This is a genomic window from Streptomyces sp. NPDC030893 (assembly GCF_055571535.1).
In genome coordinates, this window is record NZ_JBVIFC010000014.1 from 159,416 (window position 1) to 185,198 (window position 25,783).

Annotated in this window: 23 protein-coding genes; 15 read left to right on the top strand and 8 right to left on the bottom strand. The window is 72.6% G+C overall.

Annotated elements, in window-relative coordinates:
* Positions 1-53 precede the first annotated feature (53 nt).
* On the top strand, positions 54-638 hold the full coding sequence (locus ACZ434_RS24930) for a hypothetical protein (protein ID WP_468459435.1): 585 nt from the start codon (positions 54-56) through the stop codon (positions 636-638).
* A 145-nt stretch (positions 639-783) separates the two neighbouring features.
* On the opposite strand, the gene ACZ434_RS24935 is transcribed toward ACZ434_RS24930, so the two are convergent.
* A complete protein-coding gene (locus ACZ434_RS24935) occupies positions 784-2,196 on the bottom strand; it encodes a diaminopimelate decarboxylase (protein ID WP_468459437.1) in 1,413 nt (470 codons plus the stop codon).
* A 122-nt stretch (positions 2,197-2,318) separates the two neighbouring features.
* On the opposite strand from ACZ434_RS24935, the gene hutU reads away from it, so the two are divergent.
* From hutU to hutI, 4 genes are all read left to right on the top strand, one after another.
* On the top strand, positions 2,319-3,983 hold the full coding sequence (gene hutU, locus ACZ434_RS24940; protein ID WP_468459439.1) for a urocanate hydratase: 1,665 nt from the start codon (positions 2,319-2,321) through the stop codon (positions 3,981-3,983).
* Between the two features lie 194 nt (positions 3,984-4,177).
* Entirely contained in the window at positions 4,178-5,380 is a 1,203-nt protein-coding gene (locus ACZ434_RS24945) for an allantoate amidohydrolase (RefSeq protein ID WP_468459441.1), read from the top strand.
* Positions 5,377-6,720, top strand: a complete 1,344-nt coding sequence (locus ACZ434_RS24950) for a formimidoylglutamate deiminase (RefSeq protein ID WP_468459443.1) — start codon at positions 5,377-5,379, stop codon at positions 6,718-6,720. The genes ACZ434_RS24945 and ACZ434_RS24950 overlap by 4 nt, the downstream gene beginning before the upstream one ends.
* Positions 6,721-6,740: 20 nt before the next feature.
* Positions 6,741-7,922 carry an imidazolonepropionase gene (gene hutI, locus ACZ434_RS24955; RefSeq protein ID WP_468459445.1) on the top strand — a complete coding sequence of 394 codons (1,182 nt, stop codon included), beginning with the start codon at positions 6,741-6,743 and terminating at the stop codon, positions 7,920-7,922.
* Between the two features lie 53 nt (positions 7,923-7,975).
* Here the strand turns inward: hutI and ACZ434_RS24960 are convergent, their stop codons facing one another.
* Complete coding sequence (locus tag ACZ434_RS24960; protein ID WP_468459447.1) at positions 7,976-9,538, bottom strand: ricin-type beta-trefoil lectin domain protein; 1,563 nt, start codon at positions 9,536-9,538, stop codon at positions 7,976-7,978.
* Between the two features lie 209 nt (positions 9,539-9,747).
* Positions 9,748-10,662: an RNA polymerase sigma factor SigF gene (locus ACZ434_RS24965; RefSeq protein ID WP_468459555.1), complete on the bottom strand. Its 915-nt coding sequence runs from the start codon at positions 10,660-10,662 to the stop codon at positions 9,748-9,750.
* A 251-nt stretch (positions 10,663-10,913) separates the two neighbouring features.
* On the opposite strand from ACZ434_RS24965, the gene ACZ434_RS24970 reads away from it, so the two are divergent.
* Together ACZ434_RS24970 and ACZ434_RS24975 are read left to right on the top strand one after the other, a co-directional pair.
* Positions 10,914-11,291 carry an STAS domain-containing protein gene (locus ACZ434_RS24970; protein WP_468459449.1) on the top strand — a complete coding sequence of 126 codons (378 nt, stop codon included), beginning with the start codon at positions 10,914-10,916 and terminating at the stop codon, positions 11,289-11,291.
* A gap of 242 nt (positions 11,292-11,533) precedes the next feature.
* Complete coding sequence (locus ACZ434_RS24975) at positions 11,534-12,103, top strand: ATP-binding protein (protein ID WP_468459451.1); 570 nt, start codon at positions 11,534-11,536, stop codon at positions 12,101-12,103.
* A 302-nt stretch (positions 12,104-12,405) separates the two neighbouring features.
* Here the strand turns inward: ACZ434_RS24975 and ACZ434_RS24980 are convergent, their stop codons facing one another.
* The gene (locus tag ACZ434_RS24980) at positions 12,406-13,902 is read right to left on the bottom strand and encodes an oligopeptide:H+ symporter (RefSeq protein ID WP_468459453.1); all 1,497 of its coding nucleotides are present in this window, start codon (positions 13,900-13,902) and stop codon (positions 12,406-12,408) included.
* Positions 13,903-14,421: 519 nt separating this feature from the next.
* Between ACZ434_RS24980 and ACZ434_RS24985 the strand changes: the two genes are divergently transcribed.
* Positions 14,422-15,099 carry a response regulator transcription factor gene (locus tag ACZ434_RS24985; RefSeq protein WP_468459455.1) on the top strand — a complete coding sequence of 226 codons (678 nt, stop codon included), beginning with the start codon at positions 14,422-14,424 and terminating at the stop codon, positions 15,097-15,099.
* A gap of 55 nt (positions 15,100-15,154) precedes the next feature.
* Positions 15,155-16,429 carry an ATP-binding protein gene (locus ACZ434_RS24990; RefSeq protein ID WP_468459457.1) on the top strand — a complete coding sequence of 425 codons (1,275 nt, stop codon included), beginning with the start codon at positions 15,155-15,157 and terminating at the stop codon, positions 16,427-16,429.
* Between the two features lie 24 nt (positions 16,430-16,453).
* Here the strand turns inward: ACZ434_RS24990 and ACZ434_RS24995 are convergent, their stop codons facing one another.
* Entirely contained in the window at positions 16,454-16,945 is a 492-nt protein-coding gene (locus ACZ434_RS24995; RefSeq protein ID WP_468459459.1) for a GtrA family protein, read from the bottom strand.
* 154 nt (positions 16,946-17,099) lie between these two features.
* Here ACZ434_RS24995 and ACZ434_RS25000 point away from each other — a divergent pair, with 154 nt between their 5' ends.
* The 4 genes from ACZ434_RS25000 (at position 17,100) to ACZ434_RS25015 (ending at position 21,247) form a co-directional block, all read left to right on the top strand.
* Positions 17,100-18,239: a 5-(carboxyamino)imidazole ribonucleotide synthase gene (locus tag ACZ434_RS25000; RefSeq protein ID WP_468459461.1), complete on the top strand. Its 1,140-nt coding sequence runs from the start codon at positions 17,100-17,102 to the stop codon at positions 18,237-18,239.
* A complete protein-coding gene (gene purE, locus ACZ434_RS25005; RefSeq protein ID WP_468459463.1) occupies positions 18,236-18,760 on the top strand; it encodes a 5-(carboxyamino)imidazole ribonucleotide mutase in 525 nt (174 codons plus the stop codon). The genes ACZ434_RS25000 and purE overlap by 4 nt, the downstream gene beginning before the upstream one ends.
* 5 nt (positions 18,761-18,765) lie before the next feature.
* The gene (locus ACZ434_RS25010; protein ID WP_468459465.1) at positions 18,766-19,944 is read left to right on the top strand and encodes a dipeptidase; all 1,179 of its coding nucleotides are present in this window, start codon (positions 18,766-18,768) and stop codon (positions 19,942-19,944) included.
* 175 nt (positions 19,945-20,119) lie between these two features.
* Positions 20,120-21,247 (top strand): dipeptidase, encoded by a 1,128-nt coding sequence (locus ACZ434_RS25015; protein ID WP_468459467.1) that lies wholly within the window; start codon positions 20,120-20,122, stop codon positions 21,245-21,247.
* Between the two features lie 36 nt (positions 21,248-21,283).
* On the opposite strand, the gene ACZ434_RS25020 is transcribed toward ACZ434_RS25015, so the two are convergent.
* On the bottom strand, positions 21,284-21,673 hold the full coding sequence (locus tag ACZ434_RS25020; RefSeq protein ID WP_468459469.1) for a VOC family protein: 390 nt from the start codon (positions 21,671-21,673) through the stop codon (positions 21,284-21,286).
* 15 nt (positions 21,674-21,688) lie between these two features.
* On the bottom strand, positions 21,689-22,048 hold the full coding sequence (locus ACZ434_RS25025) for a VOC family protein (protein ID WP_468459471.1): 360 nt from the start codon (positions 22,046-22,048) through the stop codon (positions 21,689-21,691).
* Positions 22,049-22,175: 127 nt separating this feature from the next.
* Between ACZ434_RS25025 and ACZ434_RS25030 the strand changes: the two genes are divergently transcribed.
* Positions 22,176-22,682, top strand: coding sequence for a CGNR zinc finger domain-containing protein (locus ACZ434_RS25030; RefSeq protein ID WP_468459473.1), 507 nt, complete (start codon positions 22,176-22,178; stop codon positions 22,680-22,682).
* A gap of 295 nt (positions 22,683-22,977) precedes the next feature.
* On the opposite strand, the gene ACZ434_RS25035 is transcribed toward ACZ434_RS25030, so the two are convergent.
* Positions 22,978-24,321, bottom strand: a complete 1,344-nt coding sequence (locus ACZ434_RS25035; RefSeq protein ID WP_468459475.1) for a UDP-glucose dehydrogenase family protein — start codon at positions 24,319-24,321, stop codon at positions 22,978-22,980.
* A 181-nt stretch (positions 24,322-24,502) separates the two neighbouring features.
* On the opposite strand from ACZ434_RS25035, the gene ACZ434_RS25040 reads away from it, so the two are divergent.
* On the top strand, positions 24,503-25,675 hold the full coding sequence (locus ACZ434_RS25040; protein WP_468459477.1) for an acyl-CoA dehydrogenase family protein: 1,173 nt from the start codon (positions 24,503-24,505) through the stop codon (positions 25,673-25,675).
* The last annotated feature ends 108 nt before the right edge of the window (positions 25,676-25,783 follow it).

A 25,783-nucleotide genomic window follows, 5' to 3' on the forward strand; every position in this document is an offset into this window, starting at 1 on the left:
CCTTGTGCGGCTACCCTCCCGTCCTCATCGGCGTCGGAGACGGGAGGCTGGACGTGACGCGCGGAGGACAGGGGCTGGCCAGGGTGGCCGTCGTCGTACGGGCCGGGGCCGCGCCACTGTGGTGGCTGGGAGTCGTCGCCGCGGGCACCGGAGCGCTGCTGCCCGGGCTGACCGGGCGCCGGATCGGTGTGCTGGCGGGCGCCGCGCTGTTCCTCGTGACGGCGGCCGTCGTGGCGTACGCGGGACGGGGACGGTACCGCGTTCCGGCCGGCCAGGCGGTGCGGGCGGGCCGGCACGATGTCCTCCAGGACCGGGCGGTGACCGTGCGCAACTGGCGCCGGGCGCACCGGTGGTGGCTGCTGCTCGCCTTCCTCGCCGCCGTGGGCACGGCGTTCGCCGCACCCGCGACCGGCGGGCTGCTGCTCGCCGGCTGCGGGGTCGGCCTGTGGCTGAAGGCTGCGTGGATCGGCCGGCTGGAGCAGGACGGCGACGCGCTGCTGTGGGTGCGCGTCGACTGGCTGCGCGCGGGGGCGGGACGGCCCGCCGGGGCCGCGGTCAAGGCCTACCGCACCACGGGGATCGCGGCGGGGGATGCCGCGCCGGGCGGCTCCCGCCGGAGGGACGCGGCGACGGTCTGAGGGGTCCCGCGGGTCCCTGCGGGGCTGGTCGCGGCTGTTTGCGCAGTGCCCCGCGCCCCTATGTGTGGGGGGCGCGGGGCGCTGCGGGTGGGGTGTGGCTGGGCGCGCAGTTCCCCGCGCCCCTTCGGGGCGCCTTCTCCCAGGGTCAGAAAAGCAGGGCGTCGGTGTGGGCGGCGCCGGATTCGGTGACGATCTCCTCGATCGTCTGGGCGGTGCGTACGGTCGCGAAGATGACGCCCCCCTCGCCGTCCGGGGTGAAGCCGTGGACGGCCGGGCGGGGAAGCGAGTTGTACGCGTAGTGGTGGGCGAAGTAGTACGCGCCCGTGTCGAGCGCCGCCGCGTAGTCGCCCTGCTCCAGCAGCGGCAGCTCCTGCCCCTGCGCGAGCAGGTCGCCCGCGAAGCAGGCCGGTCCCGCCACGTCCTGCACCACCGCCGGCCCCTCCTTGGGCCGCCCCTTCGCGTCGTACGCGGCGATCCGCAGCGGCCACGACGCCGGCGCGTACACCGTCCGCGTCGCCACCTGCACACCCGCGTGCGTCACCGCGACCGGGCGCCCGCCCGCGCTCTTGGCGTACTCCACGCGCGCGACCACCGTGCCGTGCTTGGCCAGCAGTGACCGGCCGAACTCGGTGACCAGCCCGTACCGCCCGTCGAACAGTCCCGGCACCGTCTCGCTCAGCAGCCGCGCGTACTCCCCGTACGTCGGGCTGCTCGCCTCGGACGCGAAGTTGACCGGCAGCCCGCCGCCGATGTCGATGGTGTCGACCTGCTGCCGCCCCGCACGCCGGTTGATCTCCTCCGCCAGCGCGTACGTCTCCGAGATCCCCCGCGTCATCATCGACAGGGCGATGCCCTGGGAGCCGGAGTGGGCGTGCAGCCGGGTCAGCCACGGCCGGTCCAGGTAGGCCCGTACCACCCACTCCCGCGCCCCCTCGTCGCGCAGCGCCACCCCGAACTTCGAGGTCGCCGTCGCCGTGGACAGCGCCTCGATGGAGCCGCCGCCGACCTGCGGGTTGACCCGGATGCCGATGGGGGAGCGGGAGCCGGAGGCGGCCATCAGGGCGTCGATGCGCTCCAGCTCCTGCGGGTTGTCCGCGTTCACCGCGATGCCCAGCGCCAGCGCCTCCCGCAGCTCCGCGGGTGTCTTGGCGGGCGAGTCGAGGACCGTCCGCTCCGGTTCCACGCCCGCCGCACGCGCCAGCGCCAGCTCACCCGGGCTCGCCACCTCCGCGCCGATGCCCTCCTCGCGCAGCAGCCGCAGCACCGGCACCAGCGGGCTCGCCTTCACGGCGAAGGCGTGCAGCACGGGAGTGCCGGGCGCCGTCACCGCGTCGAACGCCGCCCGCAGCCCCGCCGCCGACTCCCGGATGCCGGTCACGTCGAGCAGGCCCACCAGGGGCGTGCCGTCGTCGAGCAGCCCCTGCTCCACGGCGGCCCGCACCGCCGCGTCCCGCCGGGCCGCCCGTCCGGCGCCCTGCGGGTCCACCTCGTCCGCCAGGCCGTTGTCGTCAGCCACCGTGTCCCCCGTCCGCTCGGCGTTCTCCATGTTCGCGCGCATGCGTCCAGCCAAACATCCCGCTCCCGGCGGTGCCGACACACCCCCCGTCTTGACTAGCCCTATTCAGAGCTTGAGGATATGAATATCCGCAGTAATCATCCGCAGCCCCCAGGAGGCACACCATGGCCGGACCCCGCCCCGTCCGAGCGCCGCGCGGCACCGAACCGAGCGCCCTGGGCTGGCAGCAGGAGGCAGCCCTGCGGATGCTGCAGAACAACCTCGACCCCGAGGTCGCCGAGCACCCCGACAAGCTCGTCGTCTACGGCGGGACGGGGAAGGCCGCCCGCGACTGGCGCTCCTTCGACGCGATGGTGCGGACCCTGAAGACCCTCAAGCAGGACGAGACGATGCTCGTCCAGTCCGGCAGGCCCGTCGGCGTCATGCAGACCCACGAGTGGGCCCCGCGCGTCCTCATCGCCAACTCCAACCTCGTCGGCGACTGGGCCACCTGGGAGGAGTTCCGCCGCCTGGAGGCCCTCGGCCTGACCATGTACGGGCAGATGACCGCCGGCTCCTGGATCTACATCGGCACCCAGGGCATCCTCCAGGGCACCTACGAGACCTTCGCCGCCGTCGCCGCCAAGAAGTTCGGCGGGACTCTCGCCGGGACCATCACCCTCACCGCCGGCCTCGGCGGCATGGGCGGCGCCCAGCCCCTCGCCGTGACGATGAACGAGGGCGTCGTGATCTGCGTCGACTGCGACCCGCGCGCGATCGACCGCCGCATCGAGCACCGGTACCTGGACGTGAAGGCCGACTCCCTCGACCACGCGCTCCGGCTGGCCGTCGAGGCCCGGGACCGCCGCGAGCCCCTGTCCATCGGGGTGCTCGGCAACGCCGCCGAGCTGGTCCCGCACCTGCTCGCCACGGGCGCGCCCATCGACATCGTCACCGACCAGACCTCCGCGCACGACCCCCTGGCCTACCTGCCCACCGGCATCGCCTTCGAGGACATGGCCGACGCCGCCGCGAAGGACCCGGCCGGCTTCACCACCCGCGCCCGCGAGTCCATGGCCCGGCACGTCGAGGCGATGGTCGGCTTCCAGGACGCCGGCGCCGAGGTGTTCGACTACGGCAACTCGATCCGCGGCGAGGCCCGGCTCGCCGGGTACGACCGCGCCTTCGCCTTCCCCGGCTTCGTCCCGGCGTACATCCGCCCGCTGTTCTGCGAGGGCAAGGGCCCCTTCCGCTGGGCCGCGCTCTCCGGTGACCCGGCCGACATCGCCAGGACCGACCGGGCGATCCTGGAGCTCTTCCCGGAGAACGAGTCCCTGGCCCGCTGGATCAGGATGGCGGGGGAGCGGGTCCACTTCCAGGGCCTGCCGGCGCGCATCTGCTGGCTCGGCTACGGCGAGCGCGACAAGGCGGGCGAGCGGTTCAACGACATGGTCGCGAGCGGGGAGCTGTCCGCGCCGGTCGTCATCGGGCGGGACCATCTCGACTGCGGTTCGGTCGCCTCCCCCTACCGGGAGACCGAGGCGATGCTGGACGGGTCCGACGCGATCGCCGACTGGCCGCTGCTGAACGCCATGGTGAACGTGGCGTCGGGGGCGTCGTGGGTCTCCCTCCACCACGGCGGGGGTGTCGGCATGGGGCGCTCGATCCACGCCGGGCAGGTGACGGTGGCCGACGGGACGGCGCTCGCGGGCGAGAAGATCCGGCGCGTGCTGACGAACGACCCCGGCATGGGCGTGATCCGGCATGTCGACGCCGGGTACGACATCGCGGAGTCGGTGGCGGGCTCGCGGGGCGTGCGGGTGCCGATGCGGGAGGGTGAGTCGGCGTGAGGGACGGCAACTCCTCGGCGGGGGCGGGCGGGTCGTCGCCGTCCGCGGGCCCGGCTGATCCCACCCTCCCCCATGGCCCGGAAGACATGGGAGGTGCCCCCACCGCCCTGCGGAACGACTGCCCACAGCCTGGTGGGACCGGCGGCCCGCAGTCCGGGTCGGTCCCGGTGGGTAGTGCGGCCTCCTTTCATGAGATGTGGCGGCAGTTGGCGCCCATCGGGCGCAGTTCCGCGTCCGGCGGCTACCGCCGGTTCGCCTGGACCCCCGCCGACGCCGACTGCCGGGCCTGGTTCCGGGACCAGGCACGTGGCCGTGGCCTGGCCTACGAGGTCGACCGGAACGGGAACCAGTGGGCCTGGCTCGGGGACCCCGCGCGGGGAGACGCCGTCGTCACCGGGTCGCACCTCGACTCCGTACCCGACGGCGGAGCCTTCGACGGGCCCCTCGGAGTCGTCTCCGCCTTCGCCGCCCTCGACGAACTGCGGCGCCGAGGCGTACGGCTCGCCAAACCCCTCGGCATCGTCAACTTCGGCGACGAGGAGGGCGCCCGCTTCGGACTCGCCTGTGTCGGCTCCCGGCTCACCGCGGGCGCGCTCACCGTGGAACAGGCCCACCGGCTCACCGACGGCGACGGGATCACCCTCCCGCAGGCCATGGAGGCCGCCGGCCACGACCCCGACGCCCTCGGCCCCGACCCCGAACGCCTCGACCGCATCGGCGCCTTCGTCGAACTCCACGTCGAGCAGGGCCGCGCCCTGGACCTGTCCGGCGACCGCGTCGGCATCGCGTCCGCCATCTGGCCGCACGGCCGCTGGCGGTTCGACTTCCGGGGGGAGGCCAACCACGCCGGCACCACCCGGCTCGCCGACCGCCGGGACCCGATGCTGTCCTACGCCGAGACCGTCCTCGCCGCCCGCCGCGAGGCCGAACTCGCCGGCGCCGTCGCCACCTTCGGCAAGATCTCCGTCGAGCCGAACGGCGTCAACGCCATCCCCTCCCTGGTGCGCGGCTGGCTCGACTCCCGCGCCGCCGACCAGGAGCGCCTGGACGCCGCGGTCGGCGGGGTGGAGAAGGCCGCCCGCGCCCACGCGGCCGCCCACGGCGTCTCCCTCGACGTCGAACGCGAGTCCTTCACCCCCGTCGTCGAGTTCGACCACGCCCTGCGCGACGAACTCGCCCGCATCCTGGGCAGCGACACCGACCTCAAGGTGCCCGTCCTCGGCACCGGCGCCGGACACGACGCCGGAATCCTCTCCGGACGCGTCCCGACCGCCATGCTGTTCGTGCGCAACCCCACCGGCGTCTCCCACTCCCCGGCCGAGCACGCCACCGAGGACGACTGCGTGGCCGGAGTCCTCGCCCTCGCCGACGTACTGGAAGGACTGGCCCGCACGTGACTGCCACCCCGCGGACGTACTGGCTGGAGCACGCCTGGCTCGGCACCCATGTCGAGCCGGGCGTGACCCTGGACGTCCGGGACGGTCGCATCACCACCGTCCGCCCGGACGTCCCCGCCCCGCCACCCGGCGCCGAGGTCCTGCGCGGACTGACCCTCCCGGGACTGGCGAACGCGCACTCGCATGCCTTCCACCGCGCCCTGCGCTCCACCGTCCAGGCGGGCTTCGGTACTTTCTGGACCTGGCGCGAGACCATGTACGCGACGGCCGGCCGGCTCACCCCGGACACCTACCACGCCCTCGCCCGGGCCGTGTACGCCGAGATGGCGCTCGCCGGCATCACCACCGTCGGCGAGTTCCACTACGTCCACCACGCCCCCGGCGGCACGCCCTACGCCGACCCCAACGCCATGGGGGAGGCGCTCGTCGCGGCCGCCGCCGAAGCCGGCATCCGGATCACCCTCCTCGACACCGCCTACCTCTCCTCCGGCTTCGGACAGCCGCCCACCACCCCTCAGCTCCGCTTCTCCGACGGCGACGCGGACGCCTGGGCCGAACGCTGTTCAGTTCTCAAGGAACGGGATCACGCGCGGATCGGGGCGGCGATCCACTCCGTCCGGGCCGTACCGGCGGAGCAGCTGGCGACCGTGGCGCGCTGGGCCGAGGAGCGGCGGGCCCCGCTCCATGTGCACCTGTCCGAGCAGACCGCGGAGAACGACGCCTGCCGGGAGATCCACGGGTGCACCCCGGCCCAGCTGCTCGCCCTGCACGGCGTCCTCGGACCACGCACCACCGGCGTCCACAACACCCATCTCACCGCCGAGGACATCTCCCTCATCGGCGGCAGCGGCACCGGCACCTGCATGTGCCCGACGACCGAACGCGACCTCGCCGACGGCATCGGCCCCGCGGCCGCCCTGCAGAACGAGGGCTCCCCGCTCTCCCTCGGCTCCGACAGCCACGCCGTGATCGACCTGTTCGAAGAGGCACGCGCGATGGAGCTGAATGAGCGGCTGCGCACCCGCACCCGGGGCCACTGGACGGCCGTCGCGCTGCTGCGGGCCGCCTCCGCCGACGGCCACGCCGCCCTCGGCTGGGACGGCGCCGGCACCATCGAGGCGGGGGCGCGCGCCGACCTCGTCACCGTTGCCCTCGACTCGGTCAGAACAGCGGGGCCGCTGCCCGGGCTCGGCGCCGAGACGGCCGTATTCGCCGCGACCGCGGCCGACGTACGCCACACGATCGTGGCAGGCCGGCACGTCGTACGCGACGGGGCGCACACGCTCGTCCCCGATGTGCCCGGAGCCCTCGCGCGGGCAGTCGAAGCCCTGCGCGCCTGACGACCACCCATGAGGACACCATGAGCAGCACCGTCATCAGCAACATCGCCACGCTGGTCACCAACGACCCCTCCCTGGGTGACACCTCTCCCCTCGGTCTGGTCCGGGACGCGGCCGTCGTCATCGAGGGCGACCGCGTCGTGTGGACCGGTGAATCAAGCAAAGCACCCGCCACTGACAATCGGGTCGACGCGGCGGGCCGGACGCTCCTGCCGGGCTTCGTCGACTCCCACTCCCACCTGGTCTTCGCGGGCGACCGCACCGAGGAGTTCAACGCCCGCATGTCCGGCCGCCCCTACAGCGCGGGCGGCATCCGTACGACGGTGGCCGCCACCCGGGCCGCGAGCGACGCGGAACTGGAGGCCAACCTCACCCGTTTCCTCGCCGAGGCGCTGCGCCAGGGCACCACGACCTTCGAGACCAAGTCCGGCTACGGACTGACCACCGGGGACGAGGCCCGCGCCCTGCGCCTGGCCGCCCGCCACACCGACGAGGTCACCTTCCTCGGCGCCCACATCGTCGCCCCCGAGTACGCCGAGGACCCGGCCGCCTACGTGGACCTGGTCACCGGCGAGATGCTGGACGCCTGCGCGCCGCACGCCCGCTGGATCGACGTGTTCTGCGAGAAGGGCGCCTTCGACGGCGACCAGGCCCGCGCGATCCTCACCGCCGGCAAGGCGAAGGGCCTGCACCCGCGCGTCCACGCCAACCAGCTCTCGTACGGCCCCGGCGTGCAGCTCGCCGTCGAGCTCGACGCGGCCAGCGCCGACCACTGCACCCATCTCACCGACGCCGACGTGGACGCCCTCGCGCACAGCCGCACGGTCGCCACCCTGCTGCCCGGGGCCGAGTTCTCCACCCGCGCCGAGTGGCCGGACGCCCGCCGGCTGCTCGACGCCGGGGCGACGGTCGCCCTGTCCACCGACTGCAACCCCGGCTCGTCCTTCACGTCCTCCCTGCCCTTCTGCATCGCGCTCGCGGTGCGGGACATGGGCATGACGCCGGACGAGGCCGTGTGGGCGGCCACCGCGGGCGGGGCCCGGGCCCTGCGCCGGGACGACATCGGCCGCGTCACCCCCGGCGCGTACGCGGACCTGCTGCTCCTCGACGCTCCGTCCCATGTCCACCTGGCCTACCGTCCCGGTGTGCCGCTGGTGGACACGGTCTGGCAGAAGGGACGCAGGACCGGGGCCCGGCGGTGAAACGCGCGCGCCGTCCGTCCCGGCGCGCGCCGTCACGCCCCGGCCTCCGTGGGTCAGCTCGCCCCGGCCCGCCAGCGCTGGTCCGCCCGGCCCGCCTCCCGGACCAGCGCCACCGGTCCGCCGTCACCGCCCGGTGTCACGGCGTGGTCCGGTGCGACGGCCGGGCGGATGACCCCGCGCGCGTCGACGGCGAAGCGCAGGTTCTGTCCGTTGCGCCCGTCCACCGAGTCGCACTCCCAGATGCCGACGCCCCGGTGCACCGCGCCCCGGCTGTCCAGGCAGTAGTCGGGATCGGCGGCGGACTGCAGCACCCCGCGCCCGGCGTCGACCCGCCACAACTGGGTGGCGGAGGAGGTGCAGCGGGCGGTGACGACGTCCGTGCGGTTCTCCAGGTCGCCGTCGATGTCCAGGCACAGTCCCGTGCCGAGGTTCACCACCTGGGCGTAGGCGGCACCCGGCGGCGGATACGTGGGCGGGGTGCGCGTGGGCGTGGGGCGCGGGGTGTGCGTCGGGCGGGGCTTCGCCGTCCGGGACGGCGAGGGCGAGGGGGACTCCCGGGTCGGGGACGCCGTGGGGGAGGGCGGCGGCGGAGTGGCCGTCACCGTCACCGGCGGCGGGACGGACGGCGAGGGAACGGTCGAGCCCGCGGCCGGCTCGGACGGCGTGTCGGCCGGCGACAGCAGGAAGAGCAGCAGCGGTACGACGGCCACCCCGAGTGCCGTCGAGGCCAGCGCCAGGCGCCGCGACCGGGGCCAGGGGGCGGGAGCGGCTCCGAAGCGGGGGTCCGGCTCGGCCACGTCCGTGCCGGCGGCGGCGTAGGCCGTGCCGGCCCACGGCAGCAGTCCCTCGGCGAGGGTGGTCCGCGGATCGTCCCGCAGGGCGCACAACTCCGCGTGGGCCGCGGCGCAGTGCGCGCACCGCGCCATGTGGGTGTGCAGATCGGCGCTGTCGCGGGGGTGGTCCGGCCGCACCGCCTCCTCGATGAGCCGGCGGAAGTCGCCGCAGCGGGGATCGTCGGAGGCGGCCAGCCGTGACCTGAGACAGGCCTGGCCCAGCGTCTGCAGCGCCGAGTCCGTGCCGTGGGCCACGTCCCCGGGGGTGATGCCCAGGAAGGCCGCCGTCCGGTCCGCCGGTTCACGCTCCACGGTCCCGTACCAGAGGAGGCCCTGCGCCCGGTACGGCAGTTTCCGGAAGGCCGCGAGCATCGTCGGGACCGGGCCGTCGGGGCCGGAGGAGCTGAGGACGAGGTGCAGCCCCGGGTCGAGGCTGCCGGACCGTCCGTCCTGCGCCCAGGACGCGGCCACCTGGACGGTCAGCAACTGCAGATGGTGGCGGAGCGGGCCCCCGGGGTCGGTGCCGCGGGCGGTCTGACGGGCGGCCAGCGCGAAGGCCTCCGCCCCGAGTTGACGTGCGGCGGAATCACCCGTGGCGCACCGGCGGGCGTAGGCGAGGACCGCGGGCCCGTGCCGGGCGCGCAGTTCCCGCAGGGCCGCGTACGCCGCCGGGGTGTCACCGCGCAGCGACTCGGTCAGCCGTGTGTCGGACCAGGCGGAGTGCGTCCCCGGACTTCCGTCGCCGGCTCCGTCGCCGCCCGTGTTCGCGTCCCCCCGAGCCATCCGCAGCCTCCCGGCACCCGTGGGCCTGCCCGGCCCGGCCTTCCTGACCTACCGGCCAGTTCGGCCGCCCATAGTGGAGGAAGAACGTCCGCGGGGAAAGGGGTGACCATGGGTAACGGGGCGCGCCCCGCGCCCGGCGGGCGCCGATGTCCCTCGCGGGGCACCGGGCGCCCGCAGGGCACGGGGCGCGGTCGCACGGGTCCGGCCCGTCACTCCTCGACGGTGAGCCCCTTGCGGAGCTTCACCAGCGTCCGTGACAGCAGACGCGAGACGTGCATCTGGGAGATGCCCAGCTCCTCGCCGATCTCCGACTGGGTCATGCCGGCGACGAAACGCAGGGAGAGGATCTTCCGGTCGCGCGGCGGCAGTTCGGCGATCAGCGGCTTCAACGACTCGACGTACTCGATGCCTTCGAGTCCGTGGTCCTCGTAACCGATCCGGTCCGCGAGCGCACCCTCGGCGTCGTCCTCCTCCGGCTGGGCGTCCAGCGAGGAGGCGGTGTACGCGTTCGACGCCGCCATGCCCTCGACGACCTCGTCCTCGGTGATGCCCAGGCGCTCCGCCAGCTCGGCCACCGTCGGCGCGCGGTCGAGCTGCTGGGCCAGTTCGTCACCGGCCTTGGCCAGGTCCAGACGCAGCTCCTGCAGCCGGCGCGGCACGCGCACGGACCACGAGGTGTCGCGGAAGAAGCGCTTGATCTCACCGATGATGGTCGGCATCGCGAAGGTGGGGAACTCCACACCGCGCGACAGTTCGAAGCGGTCGATCGCCTTGATCAGGCCGATGGTGCCGACCTGGATGATGTCCTCCATCGGCTCGCTGCGCGAGCGGAAGCGGGAGGCGGCGAACTTGACCAGCGCGAGGTTCAGTTCGACGAGCGTGTTGCGTACGTACGAGTACTCGTGGGTGCCTTCCTCCAGCGACTCCAGGCGCTCGAAGAGGGTCTTGGACAGAGCCCGCGCGTCGACCGGGCCCACCTCGTCGTACGGGGGGATCTCCGGAAGTCCGGCGAGTAGGTCGTCCGGGACGACACCCAGGTCATCCTGCTCGATGGGATCCAGATGTTCCGGAGGGGGTGTCGACGTCGCTTCAGGGGTAGGCGATGCGTCGAGCCGGGGTGACATGATGTCCTCCATCGTTCTCGGCATATGGCTGCCGAAGCCGATACGTGCACTGCGGTGTGCGGCGCCTCCAAAGCCGGCCGTGTCGGTTGCGTGTCTTTACTAGCCCTACCGGCTCCCGCAAGCACATCGCAAGTGCGTTCTGTGTGGATATGTCTGTTTGTGCGTGATTGTTAGAGTGTCGATGCGTGGCCGGAAGGCGTAATGTTCAAGGGCGTCAGCAAGCAGCCACGACGTCAGGAGAGAGAGACGGCATGGACCGCGGGACGGTCGGCAGCGCACAGTCGGGCCGGCTTCTGGTCGAGGTGCGAGAAGAGGGCCCCAGTGCCGTCGTGACTCCGGCGGGTGAGTTGGATCACCACACCGCCGATCTGTTGCGCGAGCCACTGGAGGGCTGCCTCTCCAAGGGATTCAAGCGTCTTGTCATCGACTGCTCCCGGCTGGAGTTCTGCGACTCCACGGGACTGAACGTGCTGCTCGGTGCCCGGCTGAAGGCCGAGGCCGCGGGAGGCGGGGTCCACCTCGCCGGAATGCAGCCCGTGGTCGCGCGCGTCTTCGAAATCACGGGAGCGGACGCGGTGTTCACCGTGCACGACACTCTCGAGGCGGCCCTGGCCGACGATTCGGCGTGACCCGCGCGGGCACGCCCGGCGGGGCGCACCCGTCACCCCCGTCGGCGGAGGGTCCCCTCCGTCGCGCCTTTTCGTGCGAATACGGGGGTGTCCCGCCGGTCCGCCCGGGCAGGAGACTTGCTGAACGGGCCGGACACGGTGGTCGCGAGGGTGCCGGGAACCGGCCGTGCCGTACGGGTGTGACCGACCGGGTACGGCATCTTTTGAATCGTGAACTGGTGACACGGTGAGGTGAAGCGCTGATGAGCACCACCCGGCCCTACTCGCCGGGCGACCGCGGTCCGGAGCCCAGCGGCGCTTCCGGGACGCCCGGGGGCGCGGCGCCGGCGGCCGGGGGCGCACCCGACGGTGGCGTCGCCACGCCCACCGCACCGTCCGCCTCGCCGTCCGCCTCGCCGTCCGGCGGCCGGGTTCGCCGGCTGAGCTTCGACGGCCAGAGCGGCGTCGTGCCGCTCGCCCGTGACTTCACCCGCCAGGCGCTCTACGAGTGGGGCTGGCTGCCGGCCGCCACCGCGGACCAGCGGGCCGCCGCCGAGGACGTCCTGCTCGTCGTCTCGGAGCTGGTCACCAACGCGTGTCTGCACGCCGAGGGGCCGGACCACCTCGCCATCACCTGCGACAAGAAGGTGATCCGGCTGGAGGTCACCGACCGCGGTACGGGCCAGCCGGCCCCGCGCACCCCCCACCGGGCGGGGCGTCCTGGGGGCCACGGCATGTTCATCGTGCAGCGGCTCTGCCTGGACTGGGGCGTCGTCCGTGCGCCGGACGTCGCGGGCAAGACGGTCTGGGCGGAACTGGGAACGCCGTCGTAGCGGCGGCCCCCCCAAGGTTTCGTTCGCCCCCGCCGCCCCTTCCCGTTCCCGTCCCCGGGGGCGCTGCCCCCGGACCCCCGCTCCTCAAACGCCGGAGGGGCTAATTCCAGCCCCTCCGGCGTTTGAGGAGCGGGGTCTGGGGCGGAGCCCCAGGTTCGGGACGGGAACGGGAAGGGGCGGCGGGGGCGAAGACCTCATGTGGCCGCACCCCCCCGCACCCCCCCCGCCAAACCCCCGGAGGGTCCCGTGTCCAGTCGGACACGGGACCCTCCGCAGAACACGAACCCCCTCAGGGGCACCGCTCAGCGCACGTCGCCCATCAGCGCCTTGACCTTCTTGCGGTACATCCACACCGCGACACCGGCGACCACCGCGAGCGTCGCCTCCATCGCGACGATGCCCGCCTTGTCGAGGTCGACGCCGGCGATGGACAGCAGACCCGTCGTGGCGTCACCGGCGGTGACCGCCAGGAACCAGACGCCCATCATCTGCGAGGCGTACTTCGCCGGCGCCATCTTCGTGGTGACCGACAGGCCGACCGGGGAGAGCAGCAGCTCACCGACGGTCTGCGTGAAGTAGATCGCCACCAGCCACAGCGCCGCCGCCTTGTGACCGCCCTCGGCGATCGACAGCGGGGCCAGGAACAGGAAGAACGAGACACCGACCAGCACCAGACCGGAAGCGAACTTCACGATCGTGCTGGGCTCCTTGCCGCGCCGGTTCAGCGCCAGCCAGACCCAGGCGAAGACCGGGGCCAGCGCCATGATCAGGACCGGGTTGACCGACTGGTACCAGGAGACCGGGAACTCCCAGCCGAAGAAGCTGTTCTCGGCCGACGAGTCGGCGAAGATCGACAGGGTCGAGCCGCCCTGGTCGTAGATCATCCAGAAGATTGCGGCGGCGACGAAGAACCAGATGTACGCGGACATCTTCGACTGCTCGTCGCGGTCCAGGTCCTTGTCGCGCTTGATGCGGGCGATCACCATCACCGGGACGATCACACCGAGCAGCGTCAGCGGGACCAGGACCCAGTTCAGGTGGTAGTTGCCGCTGAAGCCGATGACGGCGTACGCGACGACGGCGATGCCGGCCCACAGCGCGGCCTTGCGCAGCGTCGAGGCGCGCTCCTGGTCGGAGAGCGGCTTCGGGACGACACTGGACTGCGCGTCCAGGTGGCGGCTGCCGAGCAGGAACTGCACGACGCCCAGGCCCATGCCGACCGCGGCGAGCGCGAAGCCCAGGTGCCAGTTGACGCTCTCACCGATGGTGCCGATGATCAGCGGCGCGGCGAAGGCACCCAGGTTGATGCCCATGTAGAAGACGGTGAAGCCACCGTCGCGGCGCGGGTCGTCCGGGCCGTCGTAGAGCTGGCCGACCATCGTGGAGATGTTGGCCTTCAGCAGACCGGAACCTATGGCGACCAGGCCGAGCCCGGCGTAGAAGGTCCCGGAGGACGGCAGGGCCAGCGTCAGGTGGCCGAGCATGATGATGCCGCCGGCGATGGCGACGGTCTTGCGGGGGCCCCAGACACGGTCGCCGAACCAGCCGCCCGGCATCGTGAGCAGGTACACCAGCGAGAGGTAGACCGAGTAGATCGCGGTGGCGGTGCCCGCGTTCAGTCCGAGTCCGCCCGGCGCGACGAGGTACAGCGGGAGCAGGGCCCTCATGCCGTAGTAGGAGAAACGCTCCCACATCTCGGTCATGAAGAGTGTGGCCAGTCCGCGGGGGTGGCCGAAGAAGGTCTTCTCGGAACCGGGGGTTCCCGGTGTGACCGAGTCCTTCGTCAGGCTGGACGCCATGGTCGTTCCTTGCTGTCGGGACGCGTCGCGCGAGCGTGTACGCGCCCGGTGGGGGGCAGGCCGGCACCGGCGAGGCCGAACCGTCCACCCCACGCCCGAGGGAGGCCGCCCCGGATCACGGAGCGGCGGACGGCGACCACCGGGATCCACGCCTCCTCCGTGCGATGCGACTACGCGCGGGGAGGCCCGGCCACAGGTCATTCCTTCCGGGGCCGGCGGAGAACCGGCCCGCACGCAAAAGGACCCTCGGCGTCGACTGCGCCAAAGGTCCCCGTGGTGCAACAGGCGTGGATTCACCATACGGCAGGACAGTGCCGGATATGGAAGGACTTGAGACGCGGATCACAGGTGCGGATGGAACCACGCTTACCTATTCGAAGGTCCTTGCCAGGATCGCACCCCACACCCACTGGTCCGTACCAGGGACCGTCGAAGGTGAGAAGCGGGTGCGCCGGAGGTAAGGACCGGGCCCGGCGATCACACCCCTCGGCCCACCGCGACGGGACTACCATCACTGCCATGACCCGTGTACTGCTCGCCGAGGACGACGCGTCCATCTCGGAGCCGCTGGCCCGCGCCCTGCGCCGGGAGGGCTACGACGTCGAGGTGCGTGAGGACGGACCCGGCGCACTCGAGGCCGGGATGCGGGGCGGCGTCGACCTGGTGGTGCTGGATCTGGGCCTGCCCGGCATGGACGGCCTGGAGGTCGCCCGCCGGCTCCGCTCCGAGGGGCACACGGTTCCGCTGCTGATCCTGACCGCCCGCGCCGACGAGGTGGACACCGTCGTGGGGCTGGACGCGGGCGCCGACGACTACGTCACCAAGCCGTTCCGCCTCGCCGAACTGCTCGCCCGGGTGCGGGCCCTGCTGCGGCGCGGCTCCGCCGAACCGCAGCAGCCGCCCGCCACCCACGGGGTGCGCATCGACGTCGAGTCGCACCGGGCGTGGATGGGCGAGGAGGAGCTGCAGCTCACCGCCAAGGAGTTCGACCTGCTGCGGGTCCTGGTGCGCGACGCGGGCCGGGTCGTCACCCGCGACCAGCTGATGCGCGAGGTCTGGGACACCACCTGGTGGTCCTCCACCAAGACCCTCGACATGCACATCTCCTGGCTGCGCAAGAAGCTGGGCGACGACGCCGCCAACCCCCGGTACATCGCGACCGTGCGCGGTGTGGGCTTCCGCTTCGAGAAGAGCTGAACCCCGTCCGGGGGTTCGGCAGTGGACGAGACCAGTGGGTAGTGGGTAAGAGAACATGCGCCGCCGTCTGATCCAGTCCACGCTCGCCGTGGTGCTGGTCGTGATCGCCGTCTTCGGCGTCTCCCTGGTGATCGTCGAGACCCGCACGATCAGCGAGACCGCCAGGGAGCGGGTGGAGTCCGAGGCGGTCCGGCTGGCCAGCATCGTCGACAGCCGCCTGCTGGTCGAGGACAAGGTCACCGCCGAGTTCCTGAGCGACCAGATCACCGAGGACCGGTACGCCGTCGTCCGGATCCCCGGCAGGCCGCCCATCGAGATCGGCACCAAACCGGACGGCGACGCCATCAGCGCCACCGCACCCGGTGAGGAGGGCGAGACGGTCACCGTCCAGGAGCCGCGCTCCTCGGTGACCCGGGAGGTCGGCCGTACGCTGCTGATCATCGGCCTGGTGGCGCTGCTCGCGGTGATCGCGGCGGTGCTGCTGGCGATCCGCCAGGCGAGCCGGCTCGCCTCCCCGCTGACCGACCTCGCGGAGACCGCCGAGCGCCTCGGCTCCGGCGACCCGCGCCCCCGCCACCGCCGCTACGGCGTCCCCGAGCTGGACCGGGTCGCGGACGTGCTGGACTCCTCCGCCGAGCGCATCGGGCGCATGCTGACCGCCGAGCGGCGGCTGGCCGCCGACGCCTCCCACCAGCTGCGTACGCCCCTCACGGCCCTGTCCATGCGCCTGGAGGAAATCACCCTCACGGACGACCCGGAGACGGTGAAGGAGGAGGCGACGATCGCGCTCGCGCAGGTGGAGCGGCTGACGGACGTGGTGGAGCGGCTGCTGACCAACTCCCGCGACCCCCGTACCGGCTCCGCGGTCACCTTCGACCTCGACGAGGTGATCAAGCAGCAGCTCGCCGAGTGGCGCCCCGCCTACCGCAGCGCCGGCCGGGCCATCGTCAGCTCCGGCAAGCGGGAACTGCGGGCGGTGGGCACGCCGGGCGCGGTCGCCCAGGTGCTGGCCGCGCTCATCGAGAACTCCCTGATGCACGGCGGCGGCACGGTCGCCCTGCGCACCCGTGTCACCGGCAACCAGGTCGTCGTCGAGGTGACCGACGAGGGCCCCGGCGTCCCCGCCGACCTGGGCGCGCGGATCTTCGAGCGGGCGATCAGCGGCCGCAACTCCACCGGCATCGGACTCGCCGTCGCCCGGGACCTCGCGGAGGCCGACGGCGGCCGGCTGGAGATGCTCCAGGCCGCCCCGGCCGTCTTCGGCCTGTTCCTCTCCCGCACACCCCCGCGGAAGTCCGCGGACGACGACCACCGCCGGACGGTCCGCTGACGGACGGGCCCGGGCGCGCAGGCCCTAAGGCACCCGCTGCTTCGGCTTGCGGCCCTCGGCGACCGGGCCCGACCCCGCCACCGGTCCCCGGCCCGGCAGCGTACGGAACACCCAGGTGCGGTAGGACCAGAAGCGGAACAGGGTCGCGACGCCGATGCCGAGGAACTTGAAGATGTTGCTCTGCAGCGGGCTGTCCCAGCCGAAGCCGTACGTCGCCGTGTACAGGACGCCGTTCTCGATCACCAGGCCGACGGCGCTGAACAGCAGGAAGAGGGTCATCTCCCGGGTGCGCCGGGACTTGTCGCGGTCACGGTAGGTGAAGTACCGGAAGCCGACGTAGTTGAAGATGATCGCCACGATGGTGGCGATGACGCTCGCCCGGACCACCTGGAGGTCGGTCACCTGGCGGACCAGGTTGAACACGCCCAGGTTGACCAGTACGCCCGCTCCCCCGACCGCGCCGAACTTGGCCGCTTCCCGGAAGAGCCGTCGAAGCCCCGAGGAACCGCGTTCCATCGTCTGCCGGCTCCCGTCCGTCGAAATGCGTCAACCCCGTCATGCTAACCACCCACCCGTGCGATCTTCCTGCGGACGCGGGCCGTGACCGCGGTCCTTCCCGTGCGACGGGCGCGAAATCGGCCACCGTGGCGCGGGCCGATACCCTGGGGTCGTGACGTTCCCGGTAGTCGGCATGGTCGGCGGTGGCCAGCTCGCTCGTATGACACACGAGGCGGGCATCCCGCTCGGCATCAGGTTCAAGCTTCTCAGTGACACTCCGCAGGATTCCGCGGCGCAGGTCGTCGGCGATGTCGTCGTCGGCGACTACCGCGACCTGGAGACGCTGCGCGCGTTCGCGCGCGGCTGCGACGTGATCACCTTCGACCACGAGCACGTGCCCACCGAGCACCTCAGGGCCCTGGAGGCGGACGGCATCCCCGTCCGCCCCGGCCCCGACGCGCTGGTGCACGCCCAGGACAAGGGCGTGATGCGCGCGAAGCTCGTCGCGATCGGCGTGCCGTGTCCGCGCCACCGCATCGTCGACGGCCCCGAGGACGTGGCCGCGTTCGCGGCGGAGGGCGACGGCTTCCCCGTCGTCCTCAAGACGGTCCGCGGCGGCTACGACGGCAAGGGCGTGTGGGTCGTCGGCTCCGTGGAGGAGGCCGCCGAGCCGTTCAAGGCCGGCGTTCCCGTCCTCGCCGAGGAGAAGGTCGACTTCGTGCGCGAGCTCGCCGCCAACGTGGTCCGCTCCCCGCACGGCCAGGCCGTCGCCTACCCGGTCGTGGAGTCCCGGCAGGTGGGCGGCGTCTGCGACACGGTGATCGCGCCCGCACCCGACCTGGACGAGGACCTCGCGCTGCGCGCCGAGGAGATGGCGCTGAACATCGCGAAGGAACTCGGCGTCGTCGGCCATCTCGCGGTCGAGCTGTTCCAGACCCGCGACGGGCGCATCCTCGTCAACGAACTCGCGATGCGCCCGCACAACTCCGGGCACTGGTCCATGGACGGCGCGATCACCTCGCAGTTCGCCAACCACGTCCGCGCCGTCCTCGACCTCCCGCTCGGCGACCCCCGCCCGCGCGCCACGTGGACGGTCATGGTCAACGTCCTCGGCGGCGACTACCCGGACATGTACTCCGCGTACCTGCACTGCATGGCCCGCGACCCCCAGCTGAAGATCCACATGTATGGCAAGGACGTGAAGCCGGGCCGCAAGGTGGGCCACGTCAACACCTACGGCGACGACCTGGACGACGTGCTGGAGCGCGCCCGTCACGCAGCCGGCTACCTGAGAGGCACGATCACCGAATGAGCCCAGTTGTCGGCATCGTCATGGGGTCGGACTCCGACTGGCCCGTCATGGAGGCGGCGGCCCAGGCCCTCGACGAGTTCGAGATCGACTACGAGGTCGACGTCGTCTCCGCGCACCGCATGCCCCGCGAGATGATCGCGTACGGCGAGCAGGCGGCGGACCGGGGCCTCAAGGCGATCATCGCCGGTGCGGGCGGCGCCGCCCATCTGCCCGGCATGCTCGCCTCGGTCACCCCGCTGCCCGTGATCGGTGTGCCCGTGCCGCTGAAGTACCTCGACGGCATGGACTCGCTGCTGTCCATCGTGCAGATGCCGGCCGGTGTCCCGGTCGCCACCGTCTCCGTGGCCGGCGCGCGCAACGCGGGCCTGCTCGCGGCCCGCATCCTCGCCGCCCACGACGAGGAACTCCTCGGCCGGATGCGGGAGTTCCAGCAGGAGCTGAACGACCAGGCCACCGAGAAGGGCAAGCGGCTGCGCGCCAAGGCCGAAGGCTCCGGCGGCGGCTTCGGCTTCGGGAAGTGACACGGATGACCTCGCTGGACCGGGCCCGGGAACTGCTGCGCGAGTTCCCCGTCGTCGACGGGCACAACGACCTGCCGTGGGCACTGCGCGAACAGGTCCGCTACGACCTCGGCGCCCGCGACATCGCCGCCGACCAGTCCGCCCACCTGCACACCGACATCCCCCGGCTGCGCGCGGGCGGGGTCGGGGCGCAGTTCTGGTCGGTGTACGTCCGCGCGGACCAGCCCGACCCGGTGCCGGCCACGCTGGAACAGATCGACTGCGTACGGCGGTTGCTGGACCGGCACCCCCGGGACCTGGCGCCCGCGCTGACCGCCGCCGACATGGAGGCGGCGCGCGGACAGGGCCGTATCGCCTCGCTGATGGGGGCGGAGGGCGGCCACTCCATCGCCGACTCCCTCGGCACCCTGCGGGGGTTGTACGACCTCGGCGTGCGCTACCTGACGCTCACCCACAACTTCAACGTGGCGTGGGCGGATTCGGCGACGGACGAGCCGGGGGTGGGCGGACTGTCCGCCTTCGGCCGCGAGGTGGTGCGGGAGATGAACCGGCTCGGCATGCTGGTCGACCTCTCCCATGTCGCCGCCACGACCATGCGGGACGCGCTGGACGCCACGTCCGCGCCGGTGATCTTCTCCCACTCCTCCGCCCGCGCGGTCTGCGACCACCCGCGCAACATCCCCGACGACGTGCTGGAGCGGCTGCCCGCCAACGGCGGTGTCGCGATGGTGACGTTCGTGCCGAAGTTCGTGCTCCAGGCGGCCGTCGACTGGACGGCCGCGGCCGACGAGAACATGCGCGCGCACGGCTTCCACCACCTCGACACCACGGCCGAGGGGATGAAGGTCCACCGCGCCTTCGAGGAGACCCACCCGCGCCCGGTCGCGACGGTGTCCACGGTCGCGGACCACCTGGACCACATGCGCGAGGTCGTCGGCATCGACCACCTCGGCATCGGCGGCGACTACGACGGCACGGCCTTCACCCCCGACGGCCTGAACGACGTCTCCGGCTACCCGAACCTGATCGCCGAGCTCCTCGACCGCGGCTGGTCCGGCTCCGACCTCGCCAAGCTGACCTGGCGGAACGCGGTACGCGTCCTGTCCGCCGCGGAGGACGTCTCCCGCGACCTCCGCACCACCCGGGCACCCTCCCACGCGACGATCGAGTCCCTGGACGGCTGACACCCCCAGGGGCGCGGGGAACCGCGCACGGCGGAGCCCCCAGGGGCGGGAAGGGGCGGCGGGGGAGATCCGACCACGGGCGCGGCCACCCGAACGCCGCACCCACCAGGGAGCCCGCACCCGCCCCGTGCAACGGTGACCGTACCGCCGAGGTCACGACGTACGGAGCCCCGCGATGGCCGATCTCCAGGACGACCTGCACCCCGCCGCCGAACTCGGCCGCATCGACGACCCGTACCCCCAGGAGGCCGTGGTCGTCGGCCCGCACGACCACGAGCCCGTCTCCGACCCGGACGACACCCCACTGACCCGCGCCCACGCCGTCCTCACCGCCCACCCCGTCGCCGACGGCTACAGCGGCCTGCCCGCGGCACTGCGCACACTGCCCTGGTACGACCTCGACCTCGGCGAGAGCGCCGTCGACGCGGACGTGCCCCGGCTGCGCAGGGGCCACGTCGGCGCCGTGTTCTGGTCGCTGCACCCGCCCGCGGGGCCGGACGGCGACCGGGCCGTCGGCGCGGCCCTGGAACAGCTGGACCTGGCGAAGGCGGTGGTCGCCGCCCACGACGAGGGGCTGCGGCCCGCCCGCACCGCCGGCCAGATCGCCGACGCCCGCAACTGCGGCCGGGTCGCCGTCCTGTTCGGCCCCGCCGGTGCCGCCGCCCTCGGCGACTCCCTGGGCGTCCTGCGCTCGCTGCACACCCTCGGGCTGCGGGTGCTCACCCTGACCGGCACCTCCTGGGCGGGCGCCTCGGGGCTCACCCGGTTCGGTGAGGAGGTCGTCCGGGAGATGAACCGGATCGGCATGGTCGCCGACCTCTCCCACGCCTCCACCCCGACGATCCGCCGGGTCCTCGCCCTCTCCAAGGCGCCCGTGCTGTTCACCCGCTCGGCCGCCCGCGCCCTGCGCCCCCACCCGGCCAACCTCCCCGACGAGCTGCTCACCGAGGCGGGGAAGGCCAAGGCCCTGTGCCTGGTGCCGCTCACCGCCGAACAGGCCGGCCCGACCGTCCGTGACGTCGCCGACCAGCTCGACCACATCCGCACCCTCGCCGGCCCGGAGGGCGTGGGCCTGTCCGGCACCTACGACACCGGCAGCGCCCACCCGCAGGAGCTGCACGACACCTCCTGCTACCCCCGGCTGATCGCCGAACTGCTGCGGCGCGGCTGGGAGGAGTCCGACGTGGCCCTGCTCACCTGGGGCAACGTCCAGCGGGTGCTGCGCGGCGCGGACTTCACCGCCCACGCCGCCCGGCAGCGCCGCCCCGCGTCCACGGCGACCATCACCGACCTGGACGGCTGAGCCGGCCGGACTCCGCGCCGGCTCGGCCGGCCGGCCCTACGGCTGCTCGATCCGGCACAGACAGAAGGGATGGCCCGCGGGATCGGCGTACACCCGGAAGTCCTTGCTCTCGTAGTCCTCCCGGTCCAGCACCCGCGCCCCCAGCGCCAGCACCTTGTTCTCGGCCGCGTCGACCTCCTCCCAGGTGCCCCCGGCGTCGAAGTCGAGATGGAACTGCTGGGAGCCGTGGTCGGCGCGCGGCCACTCGGGAGGGGTGTGGTCCGGTGCGCGCTGGAAGGCCAGCCGCGGCCCGGCCGGGATCTCGAGCACCACCCAGTCCGGGTCCTCCTCCACCGGTGTGCCGCCGCCGACGGCCGCGTAGAAGACGGCCAGTTCACGCGGGTCGGGACAGTCGAGGACGACACTGCGCAGGCGTGCCACAGCCATGAATTCCTCCAGGGATCAGCAGGCGCACAGACAGAACGGGTGCCCGGCCGGGTCCGCGTAAACCCGGAAGGACCGCGACCGGTCCTCCGCGTCCAGCGGCTTCGCGCCGAGCGCCAGCACCTCCTTCTCGGCCGCGTCCAGGTCCTCCACCATCAGGTCCAGATGGAACTGCTGCGAGTCGTCCGCGGCCGGCCACCGCGGCGGTACGTGCCCCGGGGCCGCCTGGAAGGCCAGCGTCGGGCCGCCGGGCACGCCCAGCTCCACCCAGTCGCCCTCCCCCTCCACCGCGCCGCCCACGATCCCGGCGTAGAACCCGGCCAGCGCACGCGGATCGGCACAGTCCAGAACGACTGCGCCCACCTTGGCAACGGACATGACGTCCTCCTCGAAGTCGCGGGGGGTTACCCGTAGATGCGGGGAACCGGTAACCGTTACTGCATGCTGCACCATAGGAGGTAACGCCGCAAGCGGATGGGGGAGAACCGGGAGGTACGGTCCAGGCATGAGTGAGAGATCGGCCCCGCCCGGTGGGCTCGCCCTGGTCCAGGCCCTGGTGAACACCCTGGACATCGAGACGGGCGGCGACACGCTGGACACCGCGGAGGGCCGCGCCCCCTACGGGCTCACCGAGGACACCGCCGACTCCGCCCGCGAACTGCGCGAATCCCTGCGCGCCGCCCTCCTCGCCCACGCCGGCCACCCCCCGCACCGCGCCGTCACCCCTCTGGGCGACCTGCTGGCACGGGCGCCCCTCGTGGTCACGGTCGACCCCGCCGACGGCTCCGCCGCCCTCGCGCCGGTCGACGACGGGCCCCTGCTCTCCCGGATCGCCGCCGCCGTGGCCGAAGCGGTCACGGCGGGCACCTGGCAGCGGCTGAAGGCCTGCGAGGCCGCCACCTGCCACTGGGCGTACTACGACCGCAGCCCCGCCGGACGCGGCCGCTGGTGCTCCATGCAGGTGTGCGGGGCACGCGCGAAGATGCGCAGGTACCGCGAGCGCTCCGCTTAGGCGCCGCGGTGGTGGGGCGTCGGCCGTCCGCCGCGCCGACAGCGCCGGCCCCGCCGGAAGGGCGCGTAGGCGCACCGTGTTCGCGGGGGGTTTGGCAGAATGCAGCCAGACGCCGGTTCGGCCGACTGAGCCTCGGCCGAACCGGCGTCACCCGCTCCGGAGCGCCGGAACGAACACCCGCCCGGAGTGGCGGGACCGTGCCGACATCCGACTCCCGCCGCGCGGGCGCGACCGGCCACACCGAGCCCGCGGAAAACGACGCACCGGAGTGCGAGCGGGCGGTGCCGGCGGAGTGCTACGCCGCGGGCCGCCCCATCGCGCGGAAGCGCCACCCGGCCTTCCGCCACGCCTCCGCGTCCAGCGCGTTGCGCCCGTCCAGGATCAGCCGCTCGGACACGACCTCACCCAGCTCCACCGGGTCCAGCTCCCGGAACTCCCGCCACTCCGTCAGATGCAGGACGACGTCCGCGCCCCGCACCGCCGCCGGCGCCGACTCCGCGTACCCCAGGGTCGGGAAGAGACTGCGGGCGTTGTCCATGCCCTTCGGGTCGTACACCGTGACCTGGCCGCCCTGGAGGTGGATCTGCCCGGCCACGTTCAGCGCGGGCGAGTCCCGCACGTCGTCCGAGTCCGGCTTGAAGGTCGCGCCCAGCACCGCCACCCGCTTGCCCAGGAACGGCCCCCCGCCCAGCGCCTGCCTCGTCAGCTCCACCATCCGGCCGCGCTGACGCATGTTGATCGAGTCGATCTCCCGCAGGAAGGTCAGCGCCTGGTCCGCGCCCAGCTCACCGGCGCGCGCCATGAACGCCCGGATGTCCTTCGGCAGACAGCCGCCGCCGAAGCCGATCCCGGCGCGCAGGAACTTCTTCCCGATCCGGTCGTCGTAGCCGATGGCCTCCGCCAGCCGGGCCACATCGCCGCCCGTGGCCTCGCACAGCTCCGCCATCGCGTTGATGAAGGAGATCTTGGTCGCCAGGAAGGAGTTCGCGGAGGTCTTCACCAGCTCCGCCGTCGGGAAGTCCGTCACCACGAACGGCGAACCCTCCCCGACGGGAGTCGCGTACACCTCCCGCAGCAGCTTCTCCGCCCGCTCACCGCGCACACCCACCACGATCCGGTCCGGGTGCAGCGTGTCCTCGACGGCGAAGCCCTCACGCAGGAACTCCGGGTTCCACGCCAGCTCCGCGTCCGCACCGGCCGGCGCGTGCTCCGCCAGATAGGCGGCCAGCCGGTCGGCCGAACCGACCGGCACCGTCGACTTGCCGACGACCAGCGCGGGACCCTTGATGTGCGGCGCGAGCGAGGCGATCGCGGAGTCCACGTACGACATGTCGCAGGCGTACTCGCCGTGCCGCTGCGGCGTGTTCACACACACGAAGTGGACGTCGCCGAACTCACCCACCTCGGCCCAGTCCATGGTGAACCGCAGCCGCCCGGTCGACCCCTCGATCCCGGCGACGTGCCGGCGCAGCAGCTCCTCGAGCCCCGGCTCGTACATCGGCACCTCGCCGCGCCGGAGCTTGTCGATCTTCTCCGGTGCGACGTCCAGGCCCAGCACCTCGAACCCCAGCTCCGCCATGGCCGCCGCGTGCGTCGCTCCGAGATAACCGGTGCCGATCACGGTGATCTTGAGGGCCATGGGTGCTCCAGGGGTAAACGGCAAGCAGTGCGCGCCCGAGCATATCCGGGAGGCGGGGAACCGAGCCCTCCGGCTGTCGTCAACCTCACCTATCCACAACCGTGGACGAAGGCCTAAAATTGGAGTTACTTAACGGTAGTTAGCGTGCTCAGCATCACCGCGTTTTGGAGCGTGAGAGACCTTGGCCGGATCGGCTGACTTCGACCTGTACCGCCCGTCCGAGGAGCACGACATGCTCCGCGACGCCGTCCGCTCGCTGGCCGAGGCGAAGATCGCGCCGTACGCCGCCGCGGTGGACGAGGAGGCCCGCTTCCCGCAGGAGGCGCTCGACGCGCTCGTGGCGAACGACCTGCACGCCGTCCACGTACCGGAGGAGTTCGGCGGCGCCGGCGCGGACGCCCTCGCGACGGTGATCGTGATCGAGGAGGTGGCCCGCGTCTGCGCGTCCTCCTCCCTCATCCCCGCCGTGAACAAGCTGGGCTCGCTGCCGGTCATCCTCTCCGGCTCCGAGGCGCTGAAGAAGAAGTACATGACCCCGCTCGCCAAGGGCGACGGCATGTTCTCGTACTGCCTCTCCGAGCCGGACGCCGGCTCCGACGCCGCCGGCATGAAGACCAAGGCGGTCCGCGACGGCGACTCCTACGTCCTCAACGGCGTGAAGCGCTGGATCACCAACGCCGGCGAGTCCGAGTTCTACACGGTGATGGCCGTCACCGACCCCACCAAGCGTTCCAAGGGCATCTCCGCCTTCGTCGTGGAGAAGTCCGACGAGGGCGTCTCCTTCGGCGCCCCGGAGAAGAAGCTCGGCATCAAGGGCTCGCCCACGCGCGAGGTGTACCTGGATAACGTCCGCATCCCCGCCGACCGCATGATCGGCGAGGAGGGCACCGGCTTCGCCACCGCGATGAAGACGCTGGACCACACCCGCATCACCATCGCCGCCCAGGCCCTCGGCATCGCCCAGGGCGCCCTGGACTACGCCAAGGGCTACGTGCGGGAGCGCAAGCAGTTCGGCAAGCCGATCGCCGACTTCCAGGGAATCCAGTTCATGCTCGCCGACATGGCCATGAAGATCGAGGCCGCCCGCCAGCTCACGTACGCCGCCGCGGCCAAGTCCGAGCGCGTCACCGCCGGGGGCGGAGAAGGGGACCTCACCTTCCAGGGCGCCGCCGCCAAGTGCTTCGCCTCCGACGTCGCCATGGAGGTCACCACGGACGCCGTCCAGCTCCTCGGCGGCTACGGCTACACCCGCGACTACCCGGTCGAGCGGATGATGCGCGACGCGAAGATCACGCAGATTTACGAGGGCACGAACCAGGTCCAGCGGATCGTCATGGCCAGGAACCTTCCGTAGGCCTCCGCTCCCGGGCCGGACGGCCGCCGGTCCGGGAGCGCCTTCCTGTGGTGGTCATGGGGCGAGGGGCGTAGGACGGAGAGCGGGAGCCGAGCGTCGGCCCCCGCT

What these genes read in the sequence shown, in the direction of transcription:
- ACZ434_RS25035 (WP_468459475.1), bottom strand. Translation starts at nt 24,321, where the DNA reads ATGGCCCTCAAGATCACCGTGATCGGCACCGGTTATCTCGGAGCGACG.
- ACZ434_RS25020 (WP_468459469.1), bottom strand. Translation starts at nt 21,673, where the DNA reads ATGGCTGTGGCACGCCTGCGCAGTGTCGTCCTCGACTGTCCCGACCCG.
- ACZ434_RS24985 (WP_468459455.1), top strand. Translation starts at nt 14,422, where the DNA reads ATGACCCGTGTACTGCTCGCCGAGGACGACGCGTCCATCTCGGAGCCG.
- purE (WP_468459463.1), top strand. Translation starts at nt 18,236, where the DNA reads ATGAGCCCAGTTGTCGGCATCGTCATGGGGTCGGACTCCGACTGGCCC.
- hutI (WP_468459445.1), top strand. Translation starts at nt 6,741, where the DNA reads ATGAGCAGCACCGTCATCAGCAACATCGCCACGCTGGTCACCAACGAC.
- hutU (WP_468459439.1), top strand. Translation starts at nt 2,319, where the DNA reads ATGGCCGGACCCCGCCCCGTCCGAGCGCCGCGCGGCACCGAACCGAGC.
- ACZ434_RS24975 (WP_468459451.1), top strand. Translation starts at nt 11,534, where the DNA reads ATGAGCACCACCCGGCCCTACTCGCCGGGCGACCGCGGTCCGGAGCCC.
- ACZ434_RS25025 (WP_468459471.1), bottom strand. Translation starts at nt 22,048, where the DNA reads ATGTCCGTTGCCAAGGTGGGCGCAGTCGTTCTGGACTGTGCCGATCCG.
- ACZ434_RS24990 (WP_468459457.1), top strand. Translation starts at nt 15,155, where the DNA reads ATGCGCCGCCGTCTGATCCAGTCCACGCTCGCCGTGGTGCTGGTCGTG.
- ACZ434_RS25015 (WP_468459467.1), top strand. Translation starts at nt 20,120, where the DNA reads ATGGCCGATCTCCAGGACGACCTGCACCCCGCCGCCGAACTCGGCCGC.
- ACZ434_RS24970 (WP_468459449.1), top strand. Translation starts at nt 10,914, where the DNA reads ATGGACCGCGGGACGGTCGGCAGCGCACAGTCGGGCCGGCTTCTGGTC.
- ACZ434_RS24980 (WP_468459453.1), bottom strand. Translation starts at nt 13,902, where the DNA reads ATGGCGTCCAGCCTGACGAAGGACTCGGTCACACCGGGAACCCCCGGT.
- ACZ434_RS25030 (WP_468459473.1), top strand. Translation starts at nt 22,176, where the DNA reads ATGAGTGAGAGATCGGCCCCGCCCGGTGGGCTCGCCCTGGTCCAGGCC.
- ACZ434_RS24945 (WP_468459441.1), top strand. Translation starts at nt 4,178, where the DNA reads ATGTGGCGGCAGTTGGCGCCCATCGGGCGCAGTTCCGCGTCCGGCGGC.
- ACZ434_RS24935 (WP_468459437.1), bottom strand. Translation starts at nt 2,196, where the DNA reads ATGCGCGCGAACATGGAGAACGCCGAGCGGACGGGGGACACGGTGGCT.
- ACZ434_RS24960 (WP_468459447.1), bottom strand. Translation starts at nt 9,538, where the DNA reads ATGGCTCGGGGGGACGCGAACACGGGCGGCGACGGAGCCGGCGACGGA.
- ACZ434_RS25010 (WP_468459465.1), top strand. Translation starts at nt 18,766, where the DNA reads ATGACCTCGCTGGACCGGGCCCGGGAACTGCTGCGCGAGTTCCCCGTC.
- ACZ434_RS24965 (WP_468459555.1), bottom strand. Translation starts at nt 10,662, where the DNA reads ATGTCACCCCGGCTCGACGCATCGCCTACCCCTGAAGCGACGTCGACA.
- ACZ434_RS24995 (WP_468459459.1), bottom strand. Translation starts at nt 16,945, where the DNA reads ATGGAACGCGGTTCCTCGGGGCTTCGACGGCTCTTCCGGGAAGCGGCC.